Origin of the sequence: Rhizobium sp. 18055, assembly GCF_902706285.1 — a bacterium.
In the GTDB taxonomy this organism is placed as follows: domain Bacteria; phylum Pseudomonadota; class Alphaproteobacteria; order Rhizobiales; family Rhizobiaceae; genus Rhizobium.
The window spans coordinates 97,635-122,417 of the sequence record NZ_CACSKD010000015.1 but is presented as its reverse complement, the minus strand read 5'-3'; the positions used below and the strand labels follow the sequence as shown (position 1 = coordinate 122,417).

Below are 24,783 nucleotides of genomic sequence, written 5' to 3'. Positions count from 1 at the left end.
ATTTTGATATGCATCAAGCCGCTCAAGCGGCGCAGCCACTAACACTATCTCAAGCGAAGCGGGCAAACGTCTCGCGCCAAGCGTGCCCTCTGCCGCATCCTTCTGGATGCGTTGCGTAACCGGAAGGCTGACGAACGCCTTCGGAAAATTCCTCTACCGAAGGAGCACGAACATGACTGTCGCGGATATTGCTGTAACACCCAAATCTGGAAAGATATCCGACAAGCTAGGCCTGCTGCCGCTCGTGGCTCTCGTCGTCGGCTCAATGATCGGCGGAGGCGTCTTCAGCCTGCCGCAGAACATGGCCAAGGGGGCGTCTCCGGGCGCCGTCATCATCGGCTGGCTGATCACGGGCATCGGCATGCTTGCCCTGGCCTTCGTCTACCAGGGGCTGTCGACCCGCAAGCCGGCGCTCGATGCCGGTCCCTACGCCTATGCCCGCGCCGGTTTCGGCGACTTCGTCGGCTTCAACAGCGCCTGGGGATACTGGCTCAGCGCCTGGATCGGCAACGTGTCCTACGTGGTGCTGATCTTCGGGGCCTTAAGCTATTTCTATCCGGCTTTCGGGGCGGAAGGAAACACGACGCAGGCGATTGTCGGGGCGTCGATCGTGCTCTGGGCGACCCATGCGCTCGTCCTGATGGGCATCCGTCAGGCGGCGATCATCAATGTCGTGACGACGATCGCCAAGCTGGCCCCGATCGCGATCTTCATCGTCGTGGTGCTGCTCGCTTTCAATCTTCCCAAGTTCGATCTGGATCTGTGGGGCGTGGCAACGCCTGATCTCGGCAGTGTCATGGCCCAGGTCCAGAGCACGATGCTGGTGACCCTGTGGGTCTTCATCGGCATCGAGGGCGCAAGCGTCGTCTCCGGCCGTGCCGCAAAGCGCGCCGATATCGGCCGCGCGACGATCATCGGCTTTGTGATCGCGCTTGGCGTCTATCTCTGCGTCTCGCTTCTGTCGTTCGGCATCATGACCCAGCCGGAGCTTGCGGGGCTGCCGGCGGCCGCCTCCATGGCGAACGTCCTCGAGCAGGTCGTCGGGCCCTGGGGTTCCGTCTTGGTGAGGATCGGGCTCGTCGTCTCGGTCGCCGGCGCGTTCCTGAGCTGGACGCTGTTTGCGGCTGAAATCCCATACCGCGCGGCCCGCGAGGGCATTCTGCCGGACGTGTTCGCGATCGAAAACAAGAACGGTTCCCCGGCCGGGGCGTTGTGGATCACCAATATCCTGGTACAGATCTTCCTGATCGTCACCTTCTACGCCAACTCGACCTATCTCGCGCTGTTCTACATCGCCTCGGCGGCCATTCTGGTTCCTTACGTGCTGTCCGGCGCCTATGCGCTGAAACTCGCCGTCACTGGTGAAGGTTACGGGGCAGGCGAGGGACGGGGTCGCGACATGTTCACCGGGGCGCTCGCCACGTGCTATGGCGTCTGGCTGATCTATGCCGCCGGTCCCAATTACCTCTTCATGTGCGCGCTGCTCTATGCCGTGGGGGTTCCGGTCTACTGGTGGGCGCGGCATGCGCGCGGCGAGAAAGCCTTTTCCGGCATCGAAGCCCTCATCGGCCTCGGCATCGTGATCGCGGCGGCGATTGCCGGCTATTTGATGTGGACCGGCGCGATCAGCGCCCTGTAACCGTCTCGAACGTGGGAACATTGCGATGAACGCAACTTCACAATTCGGCGTGCATTCCGAAACCGGCAAGCTGCGGCAGGTGATCGTCTGCCGCCCCGGTCTCGCCCATCGACGCCTCACGCCCTCCAATTGCCAGGAACTACTGTTCGACGACGTGTTCTGGGTCAAGCAGGCCCAGAAGGACCACGACGTCTTTTCCGGCCTGATGCGCGACGACGGCGTAGAGGTGCTCGATGTCAACGTGCTCTTGGCCGAAACGCTGGATCTGAAAGACGGCCGGGCCTGGGTCCTTGACCAACGCGTCAATGCGGATCAGGTCGGCGTCGGCATGATGGAGGAACTGCGCGCCTGGATGGATGAACTGCCCGGCGCCAAACTGGCCGAATATCTGCTCGGCGGGCTGGCAGCGGATGATCTTCCGTTCAAGCCGACCGGCCTGTTCGGCAGCTATCTCGGCCATCACGGACTGATCCTGCCGCCCTTGCCCAACGCGCTTTTTACCCGTGACAACTCTTGCTGGATCTACGGCGGCGTGACGGTCAATCCCATGTACTGGCCGGCCCGTCGGCCGGAAACGCTGCTCAACACGGCGATCTACAAGTTCCATCCGAAATTCGCCGGCAAGGTGGAGATCCATTGGGGCGACCCGACCAAGGAGCATGGGCTGGCGACGTTGGAAGGCGGCGACGTGATGCCGGTCGGCAACCGCACCGTGCTTGTGGGTATGGGAGAACGCTCCTCGCCGCAGGGGATCGGTCAGCTGGCGGAGGCGCTGTTTGCCAAGGGCGTGGTCGACCGCGTGCTGGCATTCCGCATTCCGAAGTCGCGGGCCGCCATGCATCTGGATACGGTCTTCACCCTGTGCGGCGGCGATGTGGTTACGACCTTCAAGGAGGTCGCGGACGAACTGATGTGCTATGATATCCGTCCGGGCGAAGGCGGGGCGCCGCTGTCGTTCCGCCACGACCCGCGCCCGATCTTTGACATCGTCGCAGAGGTGCTTGGCTACAGGAAACTGCAGATCGTGCCCACCGGCGGCTCCACCGACGAAGAGCGTGCCCGCGAGCAATGGAACGACGGCAACAATGTGCTGGCGCTGCGCCCCGGCGTGGTGATTGGATACGACCGCAACGACGACACCAACGCCGCGCTGAAGGCCGTGGGCATTGAGGTTCTGGCTGTTCCTGGCGCCGAGCTCGGCCGTGGCCGCGGCGGCGGTCATTGCATGAGCTGCCCGACTATTCGCGACGCGATCTGATCTCAAGGGGTAATTACCATGGCTTTCAATCTCAAGAACCGCAGCTTCCTCACGCTTCGCGACTACACGCCCCGCGAGATCGCCTTCCTGCTGAAGCTCGCCGCCGACCTCAAGACCGCCAAATACGCCGGAACCGAGGTTCCCAAGCTGCAGGGCAAGGATATTGCCCTGATCTTCGAAAAGGATTCGACCCGCACCCGCGTCGGCTTCGAGGTGGCGGCCTATGACCAGGGCGCACGCGTCACCTATCTGGGGCCAACCGGCAGCCATATCGGGCACAAGGAATCGGTCAAGGACACGGCACGGGTTCTCGGGCGCATCTACGATGCAATCGAATACCGCGGCTTCGGCCAGCAGATCGTCGAGGAGCTCGCCAAATATTCCGGTGTGCCGGTCTATAACGGCCTGACGAACGAATTTCACCCCACCCAGATCCTCGCCGACTTTCTGACTATGCAGGAAAATGTCGAAAAGCCGCTGCATCAGGTTTCCTATGTGTTCATCGGCGATGCGTCCAACAATATGGGCGACAGCCTGCTGATCGGCGGCGCCAAGATGGGCATGGATGTGCGGCTGTGCGCGCCGAAGGCCTGCTGGCCTGCCCAGGCGATCCAGGACGAGGCACAGGTGATCGCCGTCGAGACCGGCGCGCGGATCATGATCGCCGAGGATATCGATGCCGCGGTGAAGGGCGTCGATTTCGTCTATACCGATGTCTGGGTCTCGATGGGGGAGGCGAAGGAGAAATGGGCGGAGCGGATCACGCTTTTGACACCCTACCAGGTGAACGCCGCGCTGATGGCGAAGACGGGAAACCCGCGGGCGCAGTTCATGCACTGCCTGCCAGCCTTCCACAACACCGAGACGACCGTGGGCGCTGACATCAAGGCTGAGTTCGGCCTCGATGCGATGGAGGTGACCGAGGAGGTGTTCGAAAGCCCGGCCTCGATCGTTTTCGACCAGGCGGAGAACCGCCTGCACACGATCAAGGCGGTGCTCGTCGCCACGCTGGGAGCCTGAGATGCTGGTCGTTGCAGCCTTGGGCGGCAATGCCCTGTTGAAACGCGGCGAGCCGCTGACCGCCGAGGCGCAGCGGCAGAACGTTCAAGTGGCCGCCGCGGCGCTGGCCGCGATCGTGAAAGCGGGCCACCGTCTTGTGGTCACCCATGGCAACGGCCCGCAGGTCGGCCTTCTGGCGCTGCAGGGCGCAGCCTACAGGCCGAACGAGGCCTATCCGCTCGATGTGCTCGGTGCGGAAACCGAAGGCATGATCGGCTACATGATCGAGCAGGAACTTGAGAATGCCCTGGGGCACGACCGCCCCGTGGCAACGCTCCTGACACAGGTTGTGGTGGATAGCCGCGACCCGGCCTTTGCCAAGCCGACGAAGTTCGTAGGCCCCGTCTATGAGAAGGACGAGGCGGAAGCGCGGGCAACGGCCGCCGGCTGGACGATCGCCGCCGATGGCGACAAATGGCGGCGGGTCGTGCCGTCGCCGAAGCCCGTCGAGATTCCCGATCTTAAGGTCCTCCAGCTTTTGCTGGATCAGGGAGTCATCGTCATTTGCACCGGGGGCGGCGGCATCCCCGTCGTGCGGCGCGACGATGGCAGCCTGATCGGTGTCGAGGCGGTAATCGACAAGGACGCAGCGAGTGCCTTGCTTGCCCGTCAGCTCGGGGCTGATGCCTTATTGCTGCTGACCGATGTCGATGCAGTCTATCGCGATTTCGGCAGCGACAGCGCCGCGCCGATCCCGAAACTGACGACGGAAGAGGCCCGCGCGCTCGGTGTGCCCGCTGGGTCGATGGGGCCGAAGGTCGCCGCCGCGGGTAATTTTGCGGAGTGCGGCGGTTTTAGCGGGATCGGTCGGCTGGAAGACGCGGTCGCCATTCTGAACGGCCGCGCGGGCACACGCGTCGCAGAAGACTATCCGGCCACGCATTCCTCCCGGTCCCGAAACTCGTCCGCGATAGAGGCCGCCATGTCCGAAGACACGAGCAAACCGATCTATCCGCAGCCGGCCCGCGCCGTAAAACAGGGGCCGGATGCCCTCGCGGACCTGGTGGCACAACAGCCCGGATAACACCCTGCCGCCGCCCGACATGGCCGGCGTCTATCAGCGGTCCTGCCCGCTGCCGATCGTCGGCATCGAAAAGCGGAAGGCATGGATAGTAGGCGGTGGCATCGCGGGACTTGCGGCCGCCTTCTACCTGATCCGCGACGGGCACATGCCCGCTGCCAACCATAGCGCATCAAGTATTTGCCGGTCTTCAACACATCCGACCCAGCAGCAACTTGGGGCCAGGAGCCTTGCCATCGACCAGCCCGTCAGGGCCAGTCGCATAACCGCATGACCCAGTCCCGCACGATGTGACGCGTGACATTGCCTAGCCGCGCCGCATCCGAGCGCGAACCTCCGTCATAGATCAGGGCAAGCGCCAGCAGTCGGCGCGCCTGAGCTGCATGCTTGCTCCGACGAGCGAGACGCCGACGACCTTCCGCGTTGAAGTCTGCCCGTAATGAAATCGCTGCTCCCATCGCAAACGTCCGGTTTGCGCCAGAGATTCAGATTCATCGCGGTTTGGGAAGCAAAAGAGTCAAAATCAGTGAGGAGCCGTATTATTGGGGATTATCAGGTATCGATCGATCTTGCAGGTCCACAGTGCGTCGCGTCATCGGGGACTGGGTGACACCCCGCAAAACCGCCATAGCCGCGCCGATCATCCCGCCAGTAACGACACCGGCAGAGCCTCCCGCCAGTGCTGCCAGCAAACAATAGCCTATCAGGCTCCAAGCAATGCTTGGGGACAGATAGATCGCGGCTCCGATGCCCATCACAGCCCCAACCAGTCCAAAAATGAAGCCCATGCCCGTGACGGCATCAGACGGGTCGACCACTCGCCTCAAAGCATCGTGACCGTTCCGGCTGCCAGTTTTTGGAACCTCCGTATCATTGACCACCATATCATCCTCTCTTTACCGGTTTATTCGACACAACTAACCGATCACTCAGCCAGGCTCATCATTGTCATCGAGAAGTATCCTTTCAGCCGCGCCATCCAGGTCTTCATACTGCCTGTTGCGCATCGACCACAGGAATGCAGCCAGGCCGACAACACCCATTGCAACAGAAAGAGGAACAAGTACCTCCAACGCGGTCAACCTACAGCCTCCCTGGGTACCGGGGTCATTTGCCATTCGCCCAGAACTTTGGTTGGAACGGCACGCAAGCGAAGTGCGTTGGCTACGACTATAATGGATGATGTAGACATGGCGATGGCAGCCGCAAGCGGTGTCACGAGGCCCGAAAGGGCGAAAGGCAGACTAATAAGATTGTAGAGCGCAGCAAGGGCAAAATTCTGCCGGATAAGCGTATGCGCCCGACTCGCAGCGTCAATCGTATCGGTCACCGGCCACAAGCTGTCGGCCAAAAATATGAAATCAGCCGCACTGCGTCCGATGTCACTGGCTGTCGAGGGGGCCATGGACACATGGGCTGCCTTAAGTGCTGGCGCGTCATTGATGCCGTCTCCAATCATCAGGACCCTCCTGCCTTGATCCTGCAAGCGCTGAACGCCGGCAACTTTCTCACCCGGCAGGAGACCGGCAGTGTAATCGGTTATCCCGACCTGTTGCGAGATGGCTTTCACGGCGGATTGCGAGTCTCCGGAGAAAACCGCGACATTCTTTCCGTTTCTCTTCAGAAATTGCACAAGTTCCACAGCGCCGGGCCGGATGGTTTCTCCGAACTGGAAGGAGGCGATGGATTGCCCGTTTCTCGACAAGACCGTCGATGCCTTCGCCTCGCCATCGGCTACAGCCCAGTCGCAGCGGCCCAGACGATACGTATGACCATCATTTGAGCCTTCTATCCCGAGGCCGGGTTTTTCGACGACGTTCGTGAATGTGCCTGTCCTTAAACCCGTCTTTGCGAAAGCAGTTCGGATCGCCAGCGAAATTGGGTGGTCGGATACCTGCGCCAACGATCCCGCCAGAATGAGATGCTCGTCGGGAATGGCTTTTCCGTTCAGCAATGCCGGTTGACCGGTGGTCAGCGTGCCAGTTTTGTCGAATATCACGGTATCAATTTCATTCAGCCTCTCGTAAGCGGACCCATCTGTGGCCATGACGCCTCGTTCGAACAGACGACGAGCAAGGACGACCTGCACCATGGGAACGGCGAGACCGAGTGCACAAGGACAGGTGATGATTAGGACTGCGATGGCGATCGTGAGAGCCTTGTGCAGGTCTCCCGTGGCGATCAGCCAGCCGACAAGGGCCAAGGCAGATACCGAATGCACGACCGGCGCATAAAGCCCGGCCGCCCGGTCTGCAAGGCGGCGATAACGCGAGCGACCGTCCTCAGCCTCCTGCAGCATGCGGCTCATTTCGAAAATCAGGGACTGCGAGGCATCGACGGAGGCCCGGACAATGAAGGCGGTCGTTATGTTCAACTCGCCGGCGCGCACGTCGCTACCGGGACGGACGCTTTTCCAGCGGCTTTCGCCCGTGACGAGGGAAGCATCCGTCTCCGATTCTCCCTCTGCGACCGTCCCGTCGACCGGGCATCGCCCGCCGACAGGGACAAGCAGCCGCATTCCAGCTTTGATATCCGAGAGTGCGACATAGCCAATCGTCCCGGCTTCGGTCACCAGGTTCGCGCCGCGCGGAGAGAGACGAGCCAAGGCTGCGACGGCAGATTTTGCCTTCCGTCTCATCGTATTGTCCAGCACGCGACCGATCAGCAGCACAAAAACCAGCGATGTGCTCGCCTCGAAATATGCATGAGGGGCATCGGTCAGCGCATCGTAGAGACTGAGCATGAATGACAAAATGATGCCCAGGCTTATGGGCACGTCCATGTTGACCCGACCATGCGCCAGCGCTTGCGCAGCGGACATGTAGAAGACGCTGCCGGAATAAAGCACCGCGGGACAAGCCAGTATCGCAGATATCAAATGGAAAGCCTGTCGCGTGGCAGGATCCGCACCTGCCCATACTGATACGGATAAAAGCATAATGTTCATCGAGCAGAATCCGGCGACGGCCAGACGGCTGACGAGCCCGGTGTGCACTCCTTCATCCGTTTCAATTTCACTCGCTGGCGGGTGTGAGGCGAAGCCTATTGCTGCGAGAGCTTCCACCATGGCTGGCGGCTGACCCTCGACCATGGTCCAGTTCACAGTCACCGTGCGCGTCGAAAGGTTCGCCCGCGCAAGGCTGACCCCCCCGAGTTTCGATAGAGTTTTCTCGATCGCTCCTATGCATGCGGCACAATGCATCGCAGGAACGGACAACACGGATTGCTGCAGCCCGTTCGCGAGCGATTTGCTTGCAATCGCCATTTCATCGGCGCTGCAGGCTTGCGCCGTTACCGCATCTGTCGGTCCCATGGGCGAGCCGCAACAAGCCATGATATCTACCGCATCTCTCGATAAGCATGCCATGTCGCATGACCCAGCCACGGAAAAATAACAATCAATCCGATCAAACCCGTTGCGATGCTGACGAGGAAGAGCGCCAGCACGATGGCACCCCACATCAAGGATGGCCGCAGATTATTCCAGACCATTGCGGTACTGATCGCCATGGCAGTGATCGTATCGATCCGACGATCGAGCAACATCGGGATGGAAAAGACGCTTATCGCGAACGCGAAACCGGCAAACAGCGATCCAATGATACTCCCTACGACGAGCATGGCCCAGCCGGTCGAAGTCGTGATGAGTATGTGAAGGACCTGTGGCAGGCCTGGAAAGGGCTGTATCCCGAAGAAAAGGGCATACACCAGAACCGCGGCCCTCATCCAAAGCATCATCAGCATCACCAGAATCATTCCGGTAAAAAAGACCTGTGCACCGGCGAGCGGCTGAACAGCCAGCATGGTTCGAAGGGTTACCTGCGTCCCGCTTTCGATGTTGCGGCTTTTGAGATAAAGGCCCGCTGCCACCAGCGGTCCGACGATGAGAAACCCGGCCAGTGCAGGAAACAGGAAATAATCCCTGCCGGTATCGAACATATAGACAATGAAAACGATGGAGGCGGCGCACACAGCCACCCCATACAGGAGACTTGGAACAGGTCGCGTCCAGAGATCTTTCCAGCCCAACGAAAGCCATCGCAAGGGTGCCGCCCAGGAGAGATCTCGTTTCCACCTGATATTACGCGTCTCCTCGATATCCGAGACCTCGGAAATCAATACGGGGGAATGTTCTCTGCCGGCCATCGTCGTCTCCTGCTCAACATGCCGATTTGGCAGCGCGAAATTTTCCGGGCGCCTCGCCCTTGTCCTTTAGATGCACCACGCAGTCCGGTTGACTGGAAAAGGCGACATACGCCAAGTGAGCATTGGCGCCGATCAGGACCAAGCCGACGACAGCCACTACGACCCACACCGATACCGATCGTTTGACGGGTTCAGGTAAAATGCTGGCCATCACGGTTCCTTCTGGCCCAGGGCGTTCACGTAGAGCGCGAGAACCTTGATTTCCACGGGGGTGAGCCGCTCGTCCCATGTCGGCATGTGCCCCTGGCGCCCGCCGTGAATCGTATCGATGATCGTCTGGAGGCTGCCGCCATAAATCCAGTGCTGATCGGTCAGATTTGGTGCTCCGAGTTCCGGATTTCCTTTGGCATTCTCGCCATGACAGGCGACGCATGTCGTAACGAAAACTTCCCGCCCCTTGTCCAGCTGAGCGATATTGGCCGCTGTGGATGTCGAAGGATCGCTCAAGGCTCGAACGTAGGCGGCCACGTCCGACACCTGTTGACGGTCCAGCATCTCGTCTCGGCCGAAAGCCGGCATCTGTCCGACCCGGCTGTCAGGATGCCGGGAATTGACGCCCACCGTCAATGTCTGGGCAATTCGTTCAGGACCGCCGCCCCAAATCCAATCGTCATCGGTGAGGTCAGGATAATTTCGCCCGCCTTTGCCATCCCTGCCGTGACAGGCTGCGCAGTTGTCACCGAAAAGCTGATGCCCGTTCGAGCGGACCTTCACCATCAGCTGCTCATCGGCGCGGATTTCGTCGTAGGACATCGTTTCGATCTGCTTGCTCCAGGGTACGCGCGCGGCGTTGGCGTCACGCAAGGTTTCCTCGACGGTGCTTTTCTGGTCGGAGCCGAGCAAGCCTTTCGTGTAGGTTGCTCCCAAGGGCCAGGTGGGCATCAAGAACCACCACAGCACGGCAAAAACGTGCGTCACAATGAGGAACAGCAAAACGCCCCTGGGGATCGGGGTATCGAGCTCCTTGATTCCATTCCAAACGTGTCCGGTCGTTTTTCGACCGCTGACCGGATCGACCTCTTCTACATCCACGGGCGATCCTCCTTGTCAAAGACATGCTCTTCGGCGCGCTCGAAACGCGACCTGTTGGAAGGAAGGAAGGTATAAATGACGACACAAATCGAGAAGCCGATCAGATAGAACAGGCCCCATGTCTTGGCCGCTTCGACCAGCGTGTCATGACTGACGTCCATCTCGTCCTCTCAATCGTTCGGGTTGGGCATCTGTTCGGGCGCGGCGGTGGTTTCGTATGCGGCTTTCGTCAGCTGTCCAAGAACCTGCAAGTACGAAACCAAGGCATCCATCTCGGTAACATTGGTGGTCACTCCATCGAACGCCGAAATCTGTGTCGCCTCGCCGTATCTTTCGCTGACGCCCGACGCCTGTTCGCTATCCGGCAATGCCTGTCCATACGCATCTCGCGACGCATTCGAAATCATCTCGTCGGTGTAAGGCACCCCGACTACCTTTTGTGCTCGCAGTTTAAGAGGCAGGTCCGTGAGGTCGAGGGGCGTCGTCGCAAGCCATCGATAGGACGGCATGTTCGATTCCGGTACGACGTCTCGAGGGTTGGTGAGATGCGCCACGTGCCAGAAGTCGGAGTATTTACCTCCGATACGGGCGAGATCCGGACCGGTCCTTTTTGATCCCCACAGCATCGGGTGATCATACTGGGATTCCACGGCGAGCGAATAAGGTCCGTAGCGCTCGACTTCATCTCGCAACGTGCGGATCATCTGACTATGACAGGCATAACAGCCTTCGCGCACATAAATATCACGTCCGGCCAATTCCAAAGGGGTGTAAAGGCGCATGTCTGTTACAGTTTCGACGGTATCGTCGATCGTGAACAACGGGGCGATTTCCACGATCCCGCCGACACTTGCAGCGGCAATGATTGCCAGCATGAAACCCGTCGCAGATCGTTCAAGCTTTCTGTGCATCAGTTCCGGCATAGGTCTACTCCGCAGGCGAGGTGGTGGCACCGTTCAAAGTGCCTGCTCCGATCGGCAGATCATCGCTCGCCTCTTTGAGGACGGTCTCCGGTGTTCGGATCGTCATCCAGACGTTGTATGCCGCGACGATTGCGCCGAGGAGGAACAGCAACCCGCCAAAAGCACGCGCGATATAATAGGGGTACATCGCGACCAGCGTATCGACGAACGAATAGACCAGTGTGTTGTCGGGAGAGTAGGTCCGCCACATCAGCCCTTGGATGATGCCGGAATTCCACATGGCAAACACGTAGATGAGGGTTCCGATGAGTGCGAGCCAGAAATGCACTTCGACGAGCGCGGCCGAATACATCCTTTCGCGCTTCCAGATCGACGGGACCAGCGTGTAGAGCGCGCCGAAGGTGATCATCGCGACCCACCCAAGAGCGCCGGCATGGACATGGCCGACGGTCCAGTCGGTGTAGTGCGACAGCGAGTTTACAGGGCGAATGGCCAGGAACGACCCTTCGAATGTGGAAAGGCCATAGAAAAACGCGGCCATCATCATGAATCGAAGCGTGGCGTCGTCCCGCACCTTATGCCAGGCGCCGTTGAGGGTCAGAAGAGCGTTTCCGGCAGATGCCCAGGACGGAACCAGGAGCATGACCGAAAACGTCATGCCGAGGTTTTGTACCCAATGGGGAAGCGCCGTGTAATGCAGGTGATGCGAGCCAGCCCACATGTAGAAGAATGTAATGCCCCAGAAGCTCAGGATTGACAGACGATAGGAGAAAATCGGCCTCTCGGCGCGCTTGGGAAGATAGTAATAAAGCATCGCCAAAAAGCCTGCGGTCAGGAAGAATGCGACGGCATTGTGCCCATACCACCACTGTACCATCGAGTCCTGGACTCCAGCCCAGATTGTGTAGCTCTTCGCATGGCCAAGCGAAATCGGGACTGCGAGGTTGTTGACGATATGCAGGATGGCGACCACGATTATGAATGCCAGATAATACCAGTTGGCGACATAGATGTGGGGCTCTTTGCGTCGTGCCAAGGTCCGAACATACAGGAAGAAATATGTGACCCAGACGATCACGAGCCAGATGTCGGCATACCATTCGGCTTCGGCGTACTCCTTGGACTGGGTCACACCAAGGAAATAGCCGGAAACGGCGATAAGACAGAAGAGATTGAAACCAAGAAGGACAAACCACGGGGAGAACTGGTCGGCAAGTCGAGCCCGTGACGTTCGCTGGACCACGTGGAAGGACGTTGTCAGCAAGGCGTTCCCGCCGAAACCGAAAATAACGCCGGTGGTGTGAGCCGGGCGGATGCGACCGAAACTCGCCCAAGACGTGTCGAAATTCAGAGACGGCCAGGCGAGTTGCGCGGCAGCCCATACCCCGACGAACATGCCGAAAATTGCCCAAAGCAGGGTGAGACAGACGCCCACTTTGATCGGATCGTCGTAGTACCTGCTAAACCTCTCCGGATCGGGAGGAGAAGCGAATGACCCGGAAATCAACAGAGACAGCAGTCCAACGCTGTAAAACAGTACGATGGCTCCGTGAATGCCGAGCGGATCGTATCGTCCCACGGCGGCCATCGCGACGCCGATAATGGCGAGAAGAATGAGGACGGCGGCGCCCAATTCGCGCTCACCAGTGGTAAATTGACCCATAGTTCCTCCCCCGCCTGTTTGGCGTTGTAAACGCCCAACATTCTATAAAAGTTCCATCACCAACACATGACCTCAGCTCAAGCTATAGCTTGGCAGACAAGTATCAAGTGCAGAAATGTGCGATTGATATCGCAAGGCGCTGACATCGCACCTCGCGGTAATGATCAGGATCAATACGCAACAGGTTTAAAATAATGTATTCTAACAGCGGGAGGGCACAAGCATGCAGAATCGACCCATAATCAGGTTCCACGGGGCGGCCGGCACGGTGACAGGCTCTTGCTTCGCGATCGAAACCGCCGGCGGGAACATCCTTGTCGACTGCGGTATGTTCCAAGGTTCCAAAACGGAAAAAGAACTGAATTACCGCCCTTTTCCGTTCGATCCTGAAAGTATCCTGGCGGTTGTGCTCACCCACGCGCATATCGATCATGCCGGACTTTTGCCGAAGCTGGCACGTTTCGGCTACAGAGGACCAATCTATGCGACCGGTGGCACGATGGACCTCTGCAGCGTGATGCTGCCGGATTCCGCCCATATCCAGCAGTTCGAAGTCGAGCAGCTTAACCGGCGCAATCGCCGACGATCGCGAGGACAGGTCGAGCCAATCTATGATGCGGCGGACGCGGCAATCGTGTTAACCCAGTTTCGACCGGTACCACTGCGCCAGTGGCAGGAGATTGCGGAAGATATTCATGTGCGTTTCTGGAACGCCGGCCATCTTCTCGGTTCGGCTTCCATAGAGATGGAAATCGGGCAAGCGGATGATCGGCTCCGGTTGTTGTTTTCCGGAGACATCGGTTCTAATTTCAAGCTGCTTCAGCATGACCCGGAGGCACCAGCGGGTTTCGACTACGTCGTTTGTGAAAGCACCTACGGCGGTACAGACCGCTTCGACACGACCGATGAAGGTCGGCGCCGGATTCTCGCCCTTGAGGTTTCAGCCGCCAGCCAACATCGCGAGGGTGCCCTGATCATTCCGTCCTTTGCGGTGGAGCGGACACAGGAACTGCTCGCCGACCTGGTATATTTGATGGAAAAGGGCGAAATTCCATCCTGCCCGATTATCATCGATTCACCGTTGGCGATCCGAGCGACTGAAATCTTCGAAAAGCACCGTCATGATCTTGAAAACGGTGACCTACTGGTCAGGGCGATCCGTTCAAAGAACGTGCGGTTTACCCAAACCGTCGAACAATCGAAGGCGGTCGACTTCATCCACGGGTTCCATATTGTCATCGCGGCAAGCGGAATGTGCGAAGCGGGGCGAATACGCCACCGCCTCAAGAATTGGTTGTGGCGCGAAGAAGGAACTGTGTTGCTCGTCGGTTTTCAGGCTGCCGGTACCCTCGGACGAATACTTCAGGACGGCGCAGCCACCGTCCGGATCCAAGGGGACGAGATCAGCGTTCGAGCCCGGATTCGTTCCATCGATGTTTATAGCGGCCACGCCGATGGCGCCGAACTGTCCGCGTGGTTGGCAGAACGGCTGCCGGTTCGACAGGCGGTCTTTCTTGTCCATGGCGAGCAAGACGCGTTGGAAGCAATGGCGCACAGAGCCGCTGCCCTCGTCGGCGAGGATCGCGTCTATCGTCCCCGGCTCGATTCCGCTTTTCGTTTGGAACTCAGCGGACCGATCGATATCTCGCCTGATGCGCCGCCGCCCCGCATCGATCCCCAGCAAGCCGGACATCGCGATTGGAACAACGATTATCAGAAGCTGCTGCTCGATCTTCAGTCCGAACTTCGAAACGCAGCAGACGATAAGGCGCGAGGGGTGGTGATCCGTAAGATAAGACGAGCACTCGAGGCGTGATAGGCTCTCCTTGAGAGCGTAGTTGGGCGATCGACTATCGGAGTCGAGACCGGTGATGACCAGTGGTTCCTTCCGGATGGGGTTTGGTCGGCAGATAGCGCCCGTTCCCTTCGGCGCCCTGCTGCCGCATCCTGGGCTTTGATTTGGTGGGGGTAGCGTGTTTCCTCTCCCCTAGAGGGCAGAGCGATGAGGAGCGTTGGGTCTTGCCTGGCGGTTGGTTCGATCTTGGTGGAATGGGTTCGAAGGTGTCGCTTATATAATCGCGCACAGTGATGACTTTGTCCGGACTCTTCCAATGTGTTTCGATCCGGGCACTCGCTCGCTCGCTTACGTGTTGCCGTATCGGGTTCCCATCGTGCATAGGTTATTCTGTCGCAACTTGCGTCGAGATCGTGCTGGGGCCTGTGAATTGAATACAAGTTTTCTTCCATTGCTCAAGGAAAGCGGCCCAACCGGCCAGCTGGTAGCCGCATTCGACTGGTCGCAGACCGCAGTGGGAGCCATCGAAACATGGCCAGCTGCCATGCGCTCGACTGTCCTGCTGATCATGCGGTCGCCTTTGGCGATTGCAACGCTCTGGGGTCCGGACGGCATTATGATCTACAATGACGGCTACGCGGCATTCGCAGGCAGCCGCCACCCGGCCCTGCTTGGCATGAAGGTCCTCGAAGGATGGCCGGAAGCCTCCGATCTCAATGCCCGGGTCCTCACAGTTTGTCTTTCGGGAGACACCCTGTCATTCAGTGACCAAGCTCTCACCCTCTACCGGGAAGGAGAGCCCGATCAAGCCTGGGCCGACCTTGACTATTCGCCGGTCATGGATGAGGCGGGCTCGATCGTCGGCGTCATGGCCGTCGTCGTCGAAACCACCGAAACCGTGCTAACAGAGCAGTGGCTCAACGGCGAGCGTAACCGCTTGCGGGATCTTTTTACGCAAGCGCCGGGGTTCATGGCAACGGTTTACGGTCCCAACCACGTCTTCGACGTTGCGAACGACGCATTTTTCCAACTCGTCGATCGTCGTGATCTGGTGGGAGTGCCGCTTGCACAGGCCCTCCCGGAACTGGCAGGTCAAGGTTACAGCAGGATCCTCGACCGCGTCTTTGAAACCGGGAAGACATTTACCGGTAGAGCCTTGAAGGTGGACTTGCAAGGAACAGACGAAGATCGCATTGGGACACGTCACGTCGATATCGTTTGTCAGGCTATCCTTGATCGCAAGGGTAAAATCACCGGTGTGTTCGTTCAGGGAACCGATATCACAGGCAAGGTGGAGGCGGAAACCACCTTGCGCGCCGGTGAAGCCCGCAACCGGCAAATTCTCGACAGCGCGACCGACTACGCGATTATCGCATTCGATATCGATGGAAAGGTGGCACGCTGGAACCGCGGAGCGGAGCGTATCTTCGGCTGGTCCGAACATGAAATGCTGGGTCGGGATGCCGATCGGATCTTCACCAGGTCGGATCAATCCATCCACCGTATCGAGACCGAAATGGGCTTGGCGCTGAAGCACGGCGCCGCCAACGACGAACGCTGGCATATCCGTAAAAATGGCGAGGAGTTCTGGGCAAGCGGCGAGATGTCGCCGCTCCAGGATGATAGCGGCTCTCTGATCGGTTTTGTTAAGGTCTTGCGCGACAGGACCTCAGAGCACCAGGCAAACAAGAAGCTCAAGGAATCGGAAGCGCTCCTGCATCGAGCGCAAGAGGTCGGTGGCGTCGGCGTATTCAGCATCGACCTGAAAAGCGATGTCGTGCATGTCAGCCCGGAATTTTGCCGGATATTCGGCGTGCCAGAAGCCGAGCGCCTGCCGGTTGCGCTGATAGAGACCTGCGTCCTTCCCGAAGATCGGCACATCAGGTCATCGGCGCAAACCCGATCCACCGAAGAAGCGCAGCTCGATGTCCAGTACCGCATCCATCGCGCTGGTGACGGCGCCCTTCGTTACATCGCCCGGAAGGCGGAATTCGAAGGAGGTACGACGGAAAAACCCGCGCGGCTGGTCGGCGTCGTTCAGGACGTCACAGACCGTGTCAACAATGAGCGTGCCTTGCGCGAAAGCGAAGAGCGGTTCAAGGGCCTGGCGCAGGCACTGCCGAACCATGTCTGGACAGCTGCTGCCGATGGCCAGCTCGATTGGTTCAACGAGCGGATCTATGCCTATAGCGGCTTGGTGGAAGGGGAGCTTGTTGGCAATGGCTGGACAGCGATGGTCCACCCCGACGACCTCGGATCGGTCACCTCCCACTGGCTCGAGGCCCTGCAAAGTGGAGCGGTCTACGAGACCGAATTTCGCCTACGCCGACATGACGGTGTCTTTCGATGGCACCTTGTCCGCGCAGTTCCGATCCGCGACGGCGAGGGACGGATTTTCCGCTGGATCGGTACAAATACCGATGTCGATGAATTGCGGGCGACCCGTGAAGCGCTTGCCGACCTGACGAACGATCTTGCCAGCCAAGTGGAAGACCGAACGGCAGACCGTGACCGCATGTGGCGCCTATCGACGGAGATCATGCTGGTCGCTGATGTCAACGGCGTCGTCACAGCTGCCAACCCTGCATTCCTATTGCTTCTCGGCCAAACGGAACGATGGCTGCTCGGCAAATCATTCATGGACTTCGTGCACCCAGACGATAGGCGGGCCACGCTGGACGAACTCGAAAAACTTGCGCAGGGCGCTCGGACACTGAATTTTGTCAACCGGTACCGAGCGGAAGACGGTTTCTACAGGGACATCTCGTGGACTGCAGTACCGGACGGTCGGCTGATCCATGCTGTCGGTCGCGATATCACAGCGGAAAAGGAAGCGGCTGAAGCACTTCGGACCACTGAACTTGCATTGCAACAGGCACAAAAAATGGAATCTATCGGCAATCTGACCGGCGGCGTTGCTCACGACTTCAACAACCTGATGCAGGTCGTTTCGGGGAATCTCCAGCTTCTGAAAAAAGATCTCGTCGGTGACCTCAAGGCAGAGCGTCGAATTGCAAACGCGCTCCAAGGTATCGACCGCGGAGCCAAGCTCGCCAGCCAGCTGCTCTCATTTGGTCGCCGCCAGCCACTGGAGCCGAAAGTCATCAATTTCGGCAGGCAGGTTTCTGCCATGGACGACATGCTCAAGCGGACTCTGGGTGAGGCCGTGGAAATCGAAACCATGGTCTACCCGGATCTCTGGAACGTCCAGGTCGATCCCACGCAAATCGAAAACGCGTTGCTCAACCTCTCCATTAACGCACGCGATGCCATGGACGGAGCGGGAAAACTCACGATCGAGGTTCGTAATGCAGTGCTCGATCGCGAATACGTGAAGGGCAATCCCGAGGTTGCGCCGGGGCAATATGTCATGCTGGCGGTATCGGATACCGGAACAGGCATGACGCCGGATGTCATGGAAAAGGTCTTCGAGCCGTTCTTCTCCACCAAACCTGAAGGGAAGGGGACCGGTTTGGGTCTCTCGATGGTCTACGGTTTCGTCAAGCAGTCCGGCGGTCATATCAAGATCTACAGCGAAGCTGGTCAGGGAACGAGCATCAAGCTCTATTTCCCGCGCGTGGACCGCGAAGAGGACGTCTTCACGGTTCTGGTTCCCGCTGACATTGTCGGCGGATCGGAAACGATCCTGATTGCCGAAGACGATGAGGCGGTGCGCGCCACAGCCGTCGAGCTCCTGACGGACCTCGGATACAAGATATTAAGTGCAAAAGACGCTTCCGCAGCCTTGAGCATACTTGAGAGCGGTGCTCATGTGGATCTGCTGTTTACTGATGTCGTGATGCCTGGACCGCTGAAAAGCCCGGAGCTCGCCAGCATCGCTCGCGAGCGTGATCCGGCTCTTGCCGTCCTCTTCACGTCGGGCTACACCGAAAATTCGATCGTCCATGGCGGTCGCCTGGATCCTGGGGTGGAGCTCTTGTCAAAGCCATATACGAGAGAAGCGATGGCTCGTAAAATCCGGCACGTCCTTGCCAATCAACAGCAGAGAACACAAGCCACGCAAGGCTCAGCGCCATCGACTCGCCCGACCCAGACCCCAGCGATTGCCGTCCCCCTCGATATTCTGCTTGTGGAAGATGATGTCCTCATCCGCATGAACACGGTCGATATGCTAGATGAACTCGGACATACCGTCACCGAAGCCGGCGACGCGAAAACGGCGCTCGATCTCTTCAGTGCCGATCGTTTTGATCTCCTGTTGACCGATGTCGGACTGCCGGGCATGTCCGGAATCGAACTCGCAAGGATCCTTCGTGGCATCAAGTCCGATATCGCGGTCATCTTCGCGACGGGTGATCCAAACGTGCCGACTCTCCCGGGGAACGGAATGACCGAGATCCTCGTGAAACCATATAGTGTCGAGGCCATGACAAAAGTCCTGCACGCCGTATCGCCGGTCACGCGCTGACGCGGCCGTATGAAAAAGGGAAAGATGGACCCTCCACGATTGCGCCGGATCAAAGTCGCTTCGAGGTATTTGCGTATTGTGGCAGAGTGGGTCGGAGCCTGACCGACATTGGGACGGGTTCCTGTCCCTGGCAAACAGAATATTTGTGGAGAGCATGTAGAGGGCGTTTCTGAACAAAAACCGCTAAGGGGGACAAATGCGGCAAGACGCGGACACGTGGCATTTCCAGACGGCCGACGAGGCCCTAGAGGCGCTGGGCGCGGGCACAAACGGTCTGACCACAATTGGGCATTTTGGTGCGTCTTTACCAAACCGAATTCCGTAAACTTTTGCGCATCTCTCTCCAACAAATAGCATACTTGGGATAAGGGCCACTTGTCGCAATAGATATGCCCGGCAAGATAGGATATGCCTCGAAGAGTCTGCCGATGACTAAGCGGGTTTCCTGAAGAGCCGCAGCGCCTGAGTGATGTGAGATGCGTCATAGGGCTTCGAAAAGAACAAAGCAGAACTCGGAATTTCTGTTTGGGCGGGCTTGAGCCGTCCGGAGACCACAAGGATCGGGACTTCCGGCATCACGGTCGCGGCATGAACCGCCAGAGCAAGACCATTCCATCGACCCGGCATTTCTATATCGGTGAAGAGCAGATCGATTTTCAGGGTCTGCAGCATGGGGACCGCCACATCGGCATTGTGGGCATGGTGGACCTCGTAGCCGAGATCGCACAAAAGATCTTCAGCGTAGAGTGCGAGAAGGGGTTCATCCTCGACAACCAGGGCAACCGGTTTGTAAAATTCAGACAAGAAGTTTCTCACTCGTGTGGGTAGCATGCAACCGCAGAAGCCGGTTTTGCGCAGCCATTGAACTGCAATGGACACGTGAGCTTCCAAACGTTGTCGAATGGATATTGTTCCGGACCGAAATCATTTGAGGTTGAGGAGCCGAACATGGCTTGTTCGAAAATGTGAGTGCCTGTTTGATTCGGATCAAACCGCGTTTCTTTTTTGATGCGTATTCTCACCACTCAGATTGTCGGAGAACTCGCGTATGTCTTATCGCACTGTCATAAGCATCCTTAGCGTCCATCAGCCCGAAGAGGATCTCCGTTCCGCCATAGCCTTTGCGCGGAAGGAGGGGGCCCATCTGGTCGCCATTCTCGTTTCGATGTTCGTACCCCCCGCCGTTGAAGCCTATGCGGGGGCGATCTCGACCGTCTGGCTGGAGGAACGGGACAAGGACCGCCTCCAATTGCTCGAGGCCGAAAAGAAGGCACGCGAGTACCTGGCTGCCACCGGCATATCCTTCGAACTGGAGCTCCTTCAGACCGAAATTGCCTTGGCGGACAATCAGATCGGCACCCGGGCACGCTATGCTGATATCGTCCTGATCGGCCGCAATCTCAATCTGGATCCGGAGTTGCGCGCCCGCGCGATCGACGGCGCATTGTTTAGCGCTCCCAAGCCAATCCTTGTGGTGCCTGAGAAAAAAGAACCGACCCTTTCGCCACGCAACATTGTCCTTGCCTGGGATTCAAGCGTCGAAGCCAGTCGGGGCGTCCGCGAGGCCTTGGAGATGATGAAGGCTGCGGAAGAAGTGGTGGTGACGATGGTCGATCCCACTGCATCTTACGGCTTAAACGGCGGAGAACCCGGCGCTGATATTGCGACGTTTCTCGCCCGGCATGGCGTGAAAGTCTCGGTGGAGCGCATTGCCAGTGGCGGACGATCAGTTGCCGATGTGCTCAACGAGAAGGCGATCGCGATCGACGCCGACCTGATCGTCATGGGCGCCTACGGGCATTCTCGCCTTCGCGAGCGGATCTTCGGCGGCGTGACCCGCGATATGCTCGAGGGCGCAGTCGTTCCCGTTCTGCTTGCTCGTTAGATCGTGAGCGACCCGCCCCTTTAGACACATACAGGAGTGAACCATGTCCAATACCCCGCATCGTCTGGCAGATGAATTCCCCGAGCGTCTCGCGCTGCTGCGCCGCCTTCGCGAGGAAGACCGTCATTTTTCCCGCCAGTGCGAGGAATACGAGACTATCAACGATAAAATCCACCTGGCTGAGACAGATATTCAACCGGTCGATGATCTCCACATGACCGAGATGCGCAAATCGCGGATGTTGCTCAAGGATGCAATCTTCCAGACTTTGGCACGGCAACAGGCGGCCGAATAGCGCGATGGGCTTCAGGTGAATTATGGCATCGGCGTCGCTGGTCAGCGGCGCCTATTTGCGCGTCAGCCAAGAGGAAAGAGCCGCGAACGCGTCCACCCGGTGGGCACGTGGGAACGATCTGGATTTGGATCAGTTTAGCTTCAGGTCAAAAAGGAGCTGAAGATGCTGAGCACAGATACATGGTTGAAGATCGTCTGCAGCATGTTGATCAATGCCATCCTTTTCGGGGTAGGCATTGTTGCCGTGCTGATGATACCCGCCTTTTCCGATAATCTCAAAGTCTGGTTACCCGTCGTGGTCCTCCTGAGTTTCGCAATAGCACCTCTTTTGGCAGGTGTCGTGGCGCGTCGCATGCGGCTGCGTAACTGGGGTAAGAAGCAGTGGCAGGCCGGTGACGTTATCTCCGGTTAAACGCGAGACGTCCTACGCCCAACTGGGCGTAGGCTCCGATTCCATTTTCTAGTTCGCAATTTTTATGCCGGACAGGCCGGAAATGCTCTCTGCAACCACTCGCATTGCCTTTCTCTGATATTCGCTGAAGGGGTTGCCCGAGATCTCGGCGAGCGAGCCGTTTATCCGCAAGTCGAAAGTACCAAGGTCGATTCCAAGTTCCGACCTCAGCCGGGTCGACAACGCAAGCCGGAGTGCGTCGCCACCACTTGCCACATTCTCGCGTGACGGCGTGATCGCTTTGAAGACATCTTTACGGCTGACAATTCCCACAAGCGTACCATTGTCGATCACCGGGAGCCGTTTTACACCTTTGTTGCGCATGAGCCCGACCACCTGCGCCAGAGAGGCGCTCGGGGGCACGGAGGCAAGATCACGAGACATGCAGTCGGCAACCATAGTTGCGTGCGCCTGGACGTAGCTCCTGTAGAAATCGTCATCTGGATTATCCGGAACGACAAGCGCCCGGTTCAACTCGCTGCGCTTGAGAATGTCTCCTTCCGTCAGCATGCCGCTTGTGACGCCCTCATCGTTGACAACGGGCAGGCCGCTGATGCCATGTCTGACCATCAGTTCTACGGCATGTTTGACACTTGATTGCTCGTTCACGGTAACCGGGCTTTTCGTCATCAGATCCTGCGCAAGCATATGCTACCTCGTATGTTGTAGACGACAGATGTGATCGCCTCTCCATTCATTTTCTGCCGTGACTGGCTTATGCCCTTGATGTCCATTTCCAGTCGCGAATTTCAGGCATGTCCTCGCCGAACTCCCGGATATAGCGATCGTGTTCGGTCAGGCGTGCTGCCAACATCTCTAATGCGGGTTTTGCTTTTTTTGCCAGACCTGGAACGCGTTGAATCGCCTCGATCGCGAGATGGAAGCGGTCGAGTTCGTTCAACACCGTCATGTCGAATGGCGTCGTTGTCGTCCCTTCCTCGATGAAGCCCCGCACATGGATGTTGCGATGGTTTGCGCGTTTATAGGTCAGCCGGTGGATGAGATAGGGATAGCCGTGATAGGCGAAAATCACCGGCCGGTCGGTGGTGAACAGCCGATCGAAAGCTTCGTCGTCCAGCCCATGCGGATGCTGGTCCTCTGATTGCAACGCCATCAGGTCGACGATGTTGACGACCCGGATCTTCAGTTCCGGAAGCGCTTCTCGCAGCAGCATCACCGCCGCAAGGGTTTCCATGGTCGGCACGTCGCCGGCACAAGCCATCACGACGTCCGGCGCTACAGCATTGTCTTCGGTCCCGGCCCACTCCCAGATGCCGATACCGGATTCGCAGTGCTGGATCGCCTCGTCCATCGTCAGCCATTGCGGCTCCGGCTGCTTGCCGGCAACGATGACGTTGATGCGGTCCCAGGTCTTCAGGCAATGGTCGCCGATCCAGAGCAGGGTGTTGGCGTCCGGCGGCAGGTAGATGCGGACGATATCCGCCTTCTTGTTGGCGACGAGATCGACGAAGCCCGGATCCTGGTGGCTGAAGCCGTTATGATCCTGCCGCCAGACATGCGAGGTGAGCAGGTAGTTGAGCGAGGATACCGGCTTGCGCCAGGGCAGTTCGCGCGAGACCTTCAGCCACTTGGCATGCTGGTTGAACATCGAATCGATAATGTGGATGAAGGCTTCGTAGCAGGAGAAGAAGCCGTGCCGGCCCGTCAGCAGGTAGCCCTCCAGCCAGCCCTGGCACAGATGTTCGGAAAGCACTTCCATCACACGGCCATCGCGGGACAGATGCACGTCGTAGGGCTCGATCTTCTCCATCCAGACGCGGTCGGTGACTTCGAAGACTGCACCGAGGCGGTTCGATTCCGTCTCGTCCGGCCCGAAGATGCGGAAATTGGAATTGGCATCGTTGAGTTTAAGGATGTCGCGCAGGTAGCGGCCAAGGATTTCGGTCGTCTGCACCATCAACGCGCCGCGATCCGTCACTGGCACTGCGTGATCTCGGATGGACGGTACCACGAGTTCCTTGCGCAGAAGCCCGCCATTGGCATGCGGATTGGCGCCCATGCGCCGATCGCCGCCGGGCGAAAGCGCACGCAGCTCTTCTTTCAGGCGGCCGTTGCCGTCGAAAAGGTCTTCGGGATCGTAGCTGCGCATCCAGTCCTCAAGGATCTTGCGGTGGCTATCGTCCTCGCGGCAATTGGCGACCGGCACCTGGTGGGCGCGCCAGAAATCCTCGACCTTCTTGCCGTCCACTTCCTTCGGTCCTGTCCAGCCTTTAGGGCTTCTGAGCACGATCATCGGCCAGCGCGGGCAACCTTCCACAGGTTCGCCGCTGCGCGCGGCCTGCAGAATGACGTGAATGCGGTCAAAGACCGTATCCAGAACGGCTGCCATCTGCTGATGCATGTCATCCGGTTCATGGCCTTCGACGAGGAAAGGTTCGTAGCCGTAACCTCGGAACAGATGGTCCAGGTCCTCTTTGCCGATGCGGGAAAGAACCGTCGGATTGGCGATCTTGTAACCGTTCAGGTGCAGGATCGGCAGGACGGCGCCGTCGCGGGCGGGATTGATGAACTTGTTCGACTGCCAACTCGCTGCTAGCGGGCCGGTTTCCGCCTCGCCGTCACCCACAACGCAAGCGACGACCAAGTTCGGATTGTCGAAGGCGGCGCCATAGGCGTGCACCAGTGCATAACCGAGTTCGCCGCCTTCGTGGATGGAGCCGGGCGTCTCGGGCGCCGCATGACTCGGAATGCCGCCGGGGAAGGAGAACTGCTTGAACAGTCGCTGCATGCCCGCCGCGTCTTCGGAAATATGCGGGTAGATCTCGCTGTAGGTGCCCTCCAGGTAAGTGCTGGCGACCATGCCCGGACCGCCATGGCCGGGACCGCAGACATAGATCATGTCGGCGTCGCGCGCGCGGATGACGCGGTTGAGATGGGCGTAGATGAAGTTCAGCCCCGGGGTCGTGCCCCAATGCCCGAGCAGGCGCGGCTTGATGTGCTCGGCCTTGAGCGGCTCGCGCAGGAGCGGATTGTCGAGCAGATAGATCTGTCCGACGGAGAGGTAGTTCGCGGCCCGCCAGTAGCGGTTCAGAAGCTCGAGTTCGCGCGCGGTCGTCGCCCCTATGTTGGTGTCTGTCTCTGTCCGCATATCCGCCATTCCTTTTCTC

21 protein-coding genes and 2 pseudogenes are annotated in these 24,783 nt (G+C 58.7%); 10 read left to right on the top strand and 13 right to left on the bottom strand.

Annotated elements, in window-relative coordinates; genetic code table 11:
- The first annotated feature begins 172 nt into the window (after positions 1 to 172).
- From arcD to GVL52_RS30955, 5 genes and pseudogenes are all read left to right on the top strand, one after another.
- Positions 173 to 1,639 (top strand): arginine-ornithine antiporter, encoded by a 1,467-nt coding sequence (gene arcD, locus GVL52_RS22460; protein ID WP_159952719.1) that lies wholly within the window; start codon positions 173 to 175, stop codon positions 1,637 to 1,639.
- A 25-nt stretch (positions 1,640 to 1,664) separates the two neighbouring features.
- Positions 1,665 to 2,897, top strand: a complete 1,233-nt coding sequence (locus GVL52_RS22455) for an arginine deiminase (protein ID WP_159952718.1) — start codon at positions 1,665 to 1,667, stop codon at positions 2,895 to 2,897.
- Positions 2,898 to 2,915: 18 nt separating this feature from the next.
- Positions 2,916 to 3,917, top strand: coding sequence for an ornithine carbamoyltransferase (gene argF, locus GVL52_RS22450; RefSeq protein WP_159952717.1), 1,002 nt, complete (start codon positions 2,916 to 2,918; stop codon positions 3,915 to 3,917).
- Between the two features lies 1 nt (position 3,918).
- Positions 3,919 to 4,980 carry a carbamate kinase gene (arcC, locus tag GVL52_RS22445; protein WP_160011177.1) on the top strand — a complete coding sequence of 354 codons (1,062 nt, stop codon included), beginning with the start codon at positions 3,919 to 3,921 and terminating at the stop codon, positions 4,978 to 4,980.
- A pseudogene (locus GVL52_RS30955) lies at positions 4,958 to 5,128 on the top strand (oleate hydratase); the annotation flags it as partial. The gene arcC and the pseudogene GVL52_RS30955, both read left to right, overlap by 23 nt.
- A gap of 84 nt (positions 5,129 to 5,212) precedes the next feature.
- Here the strand turns inward: GVL52_RS30955 and GVL52_RS30950 are convergent.
- The 10 genes and pseudogenes from GVL52_RS30950 to ccoN form a co-directional block, all read right to left on the bottom strand.
- Positions 5,213 to 5,435, bottom strand: a pseudogene (locus GVL52_RS30950) (helix-turn-helix domain-containing protein); the annotation flags it as partial.
- Positions 5,436 to 5,516: 81 nt separating this feature from the next.
- Entirely contained in the window at positions 5,517 to 5,861 is a 345-nt protein-coding gene (locus GVL52_RS22435; RefSeq protein ID WP_160011175.1) for a hypothetical protein, read from the bottom strand.
- A 45-nt stretch (positions 5,862 to 5,906) separates the two neighbouring features.
- The gene (ccoS, locus tag GVL52_RS22430; protein WP_159952713.1) at positions 5,907 to 6,059 is read right to left on the bottom strand and encodes a cbb3-type cytochrome oxidase assembly protein CcoS; all 153 of its coding nucleotides are present in this window, start codon (positions 6,057 to 6,059) and stop codon (positions 5,907 to 5,909) included.
- Entirely contained in the window at positions 6,056 to 8,290 is a 2,235-nt protein-coding gene (locus tag GVL52_RS22425) for a heavy metal translocating P-type ATPase (RefSeq protein WP_244619253.1), read from the bottom strand. Before GVL52_RS22425 ends, ccoS begins: the two co-directional genes overlap by 4 nt.
- A 26-nt stretch (positions 8,291 to 8,316) precedes the next feature.
- A complete protein-coding gene (locus GVL52_RS22420; protein WP_160011173.1) occupies positions 8,317 to 9,123 on the bottom strand; it encodes a DUF2189 domain-containing protein in 807 nt (268 codons plus the stop codon).
- A gap of 13 nt (positions 9,124 to 9,136) precedes the next feature.
- Complete coding sequence (locus tag GVL52_RS22415; protein WP_159952711.1) at positions 9,137 to 9,334, bottom strand: hypothetical protein; 198 nt, start codon at positions 9,332 to 9,334, stop codon at positions 9,137 to 9,139.
- Positions 9,334 to 10,215, bottom strand: a complete 882-nt coding sequence (gene ccoP, locus GVL52_RS22410; protein WP_160011171.1) for a cytochrome-c oxidase, cbb3-type subunit III — start codon at positions 10,213 to 10,215, stop codon at positions 9,334 to 9,336. Before ccoP ends, GVL52_RS22415 begins: the two co-directional genes overlap by 1 nt.
- Positions 10,206 to 10,376 carry a cbb3-type cytochrome c oxidase subunit 3 gene (locus GVL52_RS22405; protein WP_159952709.1) on the bottom strand — a complete coding sequence of 57 codons (171 nt, stop codon included), beginning with the start codon at positions 10,374 to 10,376 and terminating at the stop codon, positions 10,206 to 10,208. The genes ccoP and GVL52_RS22405 overlap by 10 nt, the downstream gene beginning before the upstream one ends.
- A 9-nt stretch (positions 10,377 to 10,385) precedes the next feature.
- Positions 10,386 to 11,138, bottom strand: a complete 753-nt coding sequence (ccoO, locus tag GVL52_RS22400) for a cytochrome-c oxidase, cbb3-type subunit II (protein WP_160011169.1) — start codon at positions 11,136 to 11,138, stop codon at positions 10,386 to 10,388.
- Between the two features lie 4 nt (positions 11,139 to 11,142).
- Positions 11,143 to 12,801, bottom strand: a complete 1,659-nt coding sequence (gene ccoN, locus GVL52_RS22395; RefSeq protein WP_160011167.1) for a cytochrome-c oxidase, cbb3-type subunit I — start codon at positions 12,799 to 12,801, stop codon at positions 11,143 to 11,145.
- A gap of 223 nt (positions 12,802 to 13,024) precedes the next feature.
- Here ccoN and GVL52_RS22390 point away from each other — a divergent pair, with 223 nt between their 5' ends.
- Together GVL52_RS22390 and GVL52_RS31275 are read left to right on the top strand one after the other, a co-directional pair.
- Entirely contained in the window at positions 13,025 to 14,617 is a 1,593-nt protein-coding gene (locus GVL52_RS22390) for an MBL fold metallo-hydrolase (protein WP_160011165.1), read from the top strand.
- Between the two features lie 409 nt (positions 14,618 to 15,026).
- Positions 15,027 to 19,025 carry a PAS domain S-box protein gene (locus GVL52_RS31275; protein ID WP_306440374.1) on the top strand — a complete coding sequence of 1,333 codons (3,999 nt, stop codon included), beginning with the start codon at positions 15,027 to 15,029 and terminating at the stop codon, positions 19,023 to 19,025.
- 432 nt (positions 19,026 to 19,457) lie between these two features.
- On the opposite strand, the gene GVL52_RS22380 is transcribed toward GVL52_RS31275, so the two are convergent.
- Positions 19,458 to 19,904: a response regulator gene (locus tag GVL52_RS22380; protein ID WP_159952705.1), complete on the bottom strand. Its 447-nt coding sequence runs from the start codon at positions 19,902 to 19,904 to the stop codon at positions 19,458 to 19,460.
- A gap of 370 nt (positions 19,905 to 20,274) precedes the next feature.
- Here GVL52_RS22380 and GVL52_RS22375 point away from each other — a divergent pair, with 370 nt between their 5' ends.
- From GVL52_RS22375 to GVL52_RS22365, 3 genes are all read left to right on the top strand, one after another.
- Positions 20,275 to 20,910, top strand: coding sequence for a universal stress protein (locus GVL52_RS22375; protein WP_306440373.1), 636 nt, complete (start codon positions 20,275 to 20,277; stop codon positions 20,908 to 20,910).
- Between the two features lie 43 nt (positions 20,911 to 20,953).
- A complete protein-coding gene (locus GVL52_RS22370; RefSeq protein WP_159952703.1) occupies positions 20,954 to 21,205 on the top strand; it encodes a YdcH family protein in 252 nt (83 codons plus the stop codon).
- A 162-nt stretch (positions 21,206 to 21,367) separates the two neighbouring features.
- Positions 21,368 to 21,616, top strand: a complete 249-nt coding sequence (locus tag GVL52_RS22365; protein ID WP_160011163.1) for a hypothetical protein — start codon at positions 21,368 to 21,370, stop codon at positions 21,614 to 21,616.
- 48 nt (positions 21,617 to 21,664) lie between these two features.
- On the opposite strand, the gene GVL52_RS22360 is transcribed toward GVL52_RS22365, so the two are convergent.
- A complete protein-coding gene (locus GVL52_RS22360) occupies positions 21,665 to 22,303 on the bottom strand; it encodes a CBS domain-containing protein (protein WP_159952701.1) in 639 nt (212 codons plus the stop codon).
- 67 nt (positions 22,304 to 22,370) lie between these two features.
- The gene (locus tag GVL52_RS22355) at positions 22,371 to 24,764 is read right to left on the bottom strand and encodes a phosphoketolase (RefSeq protein ID WP_160011161.1); all 2,394 of its coding nucleotides are present in this window, start codon (positions 24,762 to 24,764) and stop codon (positions 22,371 to 22,373) included.
- Positions 24,765 to 24,783 lie beyond the last annotated feature (19 nt).

Coding starts and splice junctions, on each gene's coding strand:
- arcD (WP_159952719.1), top strand. CDS start 173: ATGACTGTCGCGGATATTGCTGTAACACCCAAATCTGGAAAGATATCC.
- GVL52_RS22455 (WP_159952718.1), top strand. CDS start 1,665: ATGAACGCAACTTCACAATTCGGCGTGCATTCCGAAACCGGCAAGCTG.
- argF (WP_159952717.1), top strand. CDS start 2,916: ATGGCTTTCAATCTCAAGAACCGCAGCTTCCTCACGCTTCGCGACTAC.
- arcC (WP_160011177.1), top strand. CDS start 3,919: ATGCTGGTCGTTGCAGCCTTGGGCGGCAATGCCCTGTTGAAACGCGGC.
- GVL52_RS22435 (WP_160011175.1), bottom strand. CDS start 5,861: ATGGTGGTCAATGATACGGAGGTTCCAAAAACTGGCAGCCGGAACGGT.
- GVL52_RS22425 (WP_244619253.1), bottom strand. CDS start 8,290: ATGGGACCGACAGATGCGGTAACGGCGCAAGCCTGCAGCGCCGATGAA.
- GVL52_RS22420 (WP_160011173.1), bottom strand. CDS start 9,123: ATGGCCGGCAGAGAACATTCCCCCGTATTGATTTCCGAGGTCTCGGAT.
- GVL52_RS22415 (WP_159952711.1), bottom strand. CDS start 9,334: ATGGCCAGCATTTTACCTGAACCCGTCAAACGATCGGTATCGGTGTGG.
- GVL52_RS22405 (WP_159952709.1), bottom strand. CDS start 10,376: ATGGACGTCAGTCATGACACGCTGGTCGAAGCGGCCAAGACATGGGGC.
- ccoO (WP_160011169.1), bottom strand. CDS start 11,138: ATGCCGGAACTGATGCACAGAAAGCTTGAACGATCTGCGACGGGTTTC.
- ccoN (WP_160011167.1), bottom strand. CDS start 12,801: ATGGGTCAATTTACCACTGGTGAGCGCGAATTGGGCGCCGCCGTCCTC.
- GVL52_RS22390 (WP_160011165.1), top strand. CDS start 13,025: ATGCAGAATCGACCCATAATCAGGTTCCACGGGGCGGCCGGCACGGTG.
- GVL52_RS22370 (WP_159952703.1), top strand. CDS start 20,954: ATGTCCAATACCCCGCATCGTCTGGCAGATGAATTCCCCGAGCGTCTC.
- GVL52_RS22365 (WP_160011163.1), top strand. CDS start 21,368: ATGCTGAGCACAGATACATGGTTGAAGATCGTCTGCAGCATGTTGATC.
- GVL52_RS22360 (WP_159952701.1), bottom strand. CDS start 22,303: ATGCTTGCGCAGGATCTGATGACGAAAAGCCCGGTTACCGTGAACGAG.
- GVL52_RS22355 (WP_160011161.1), bottom strand. CDS start 24,764: ATGCGGACAGAGACAGACACCAACATAGGGGCGACGACCGCGCGCGAA.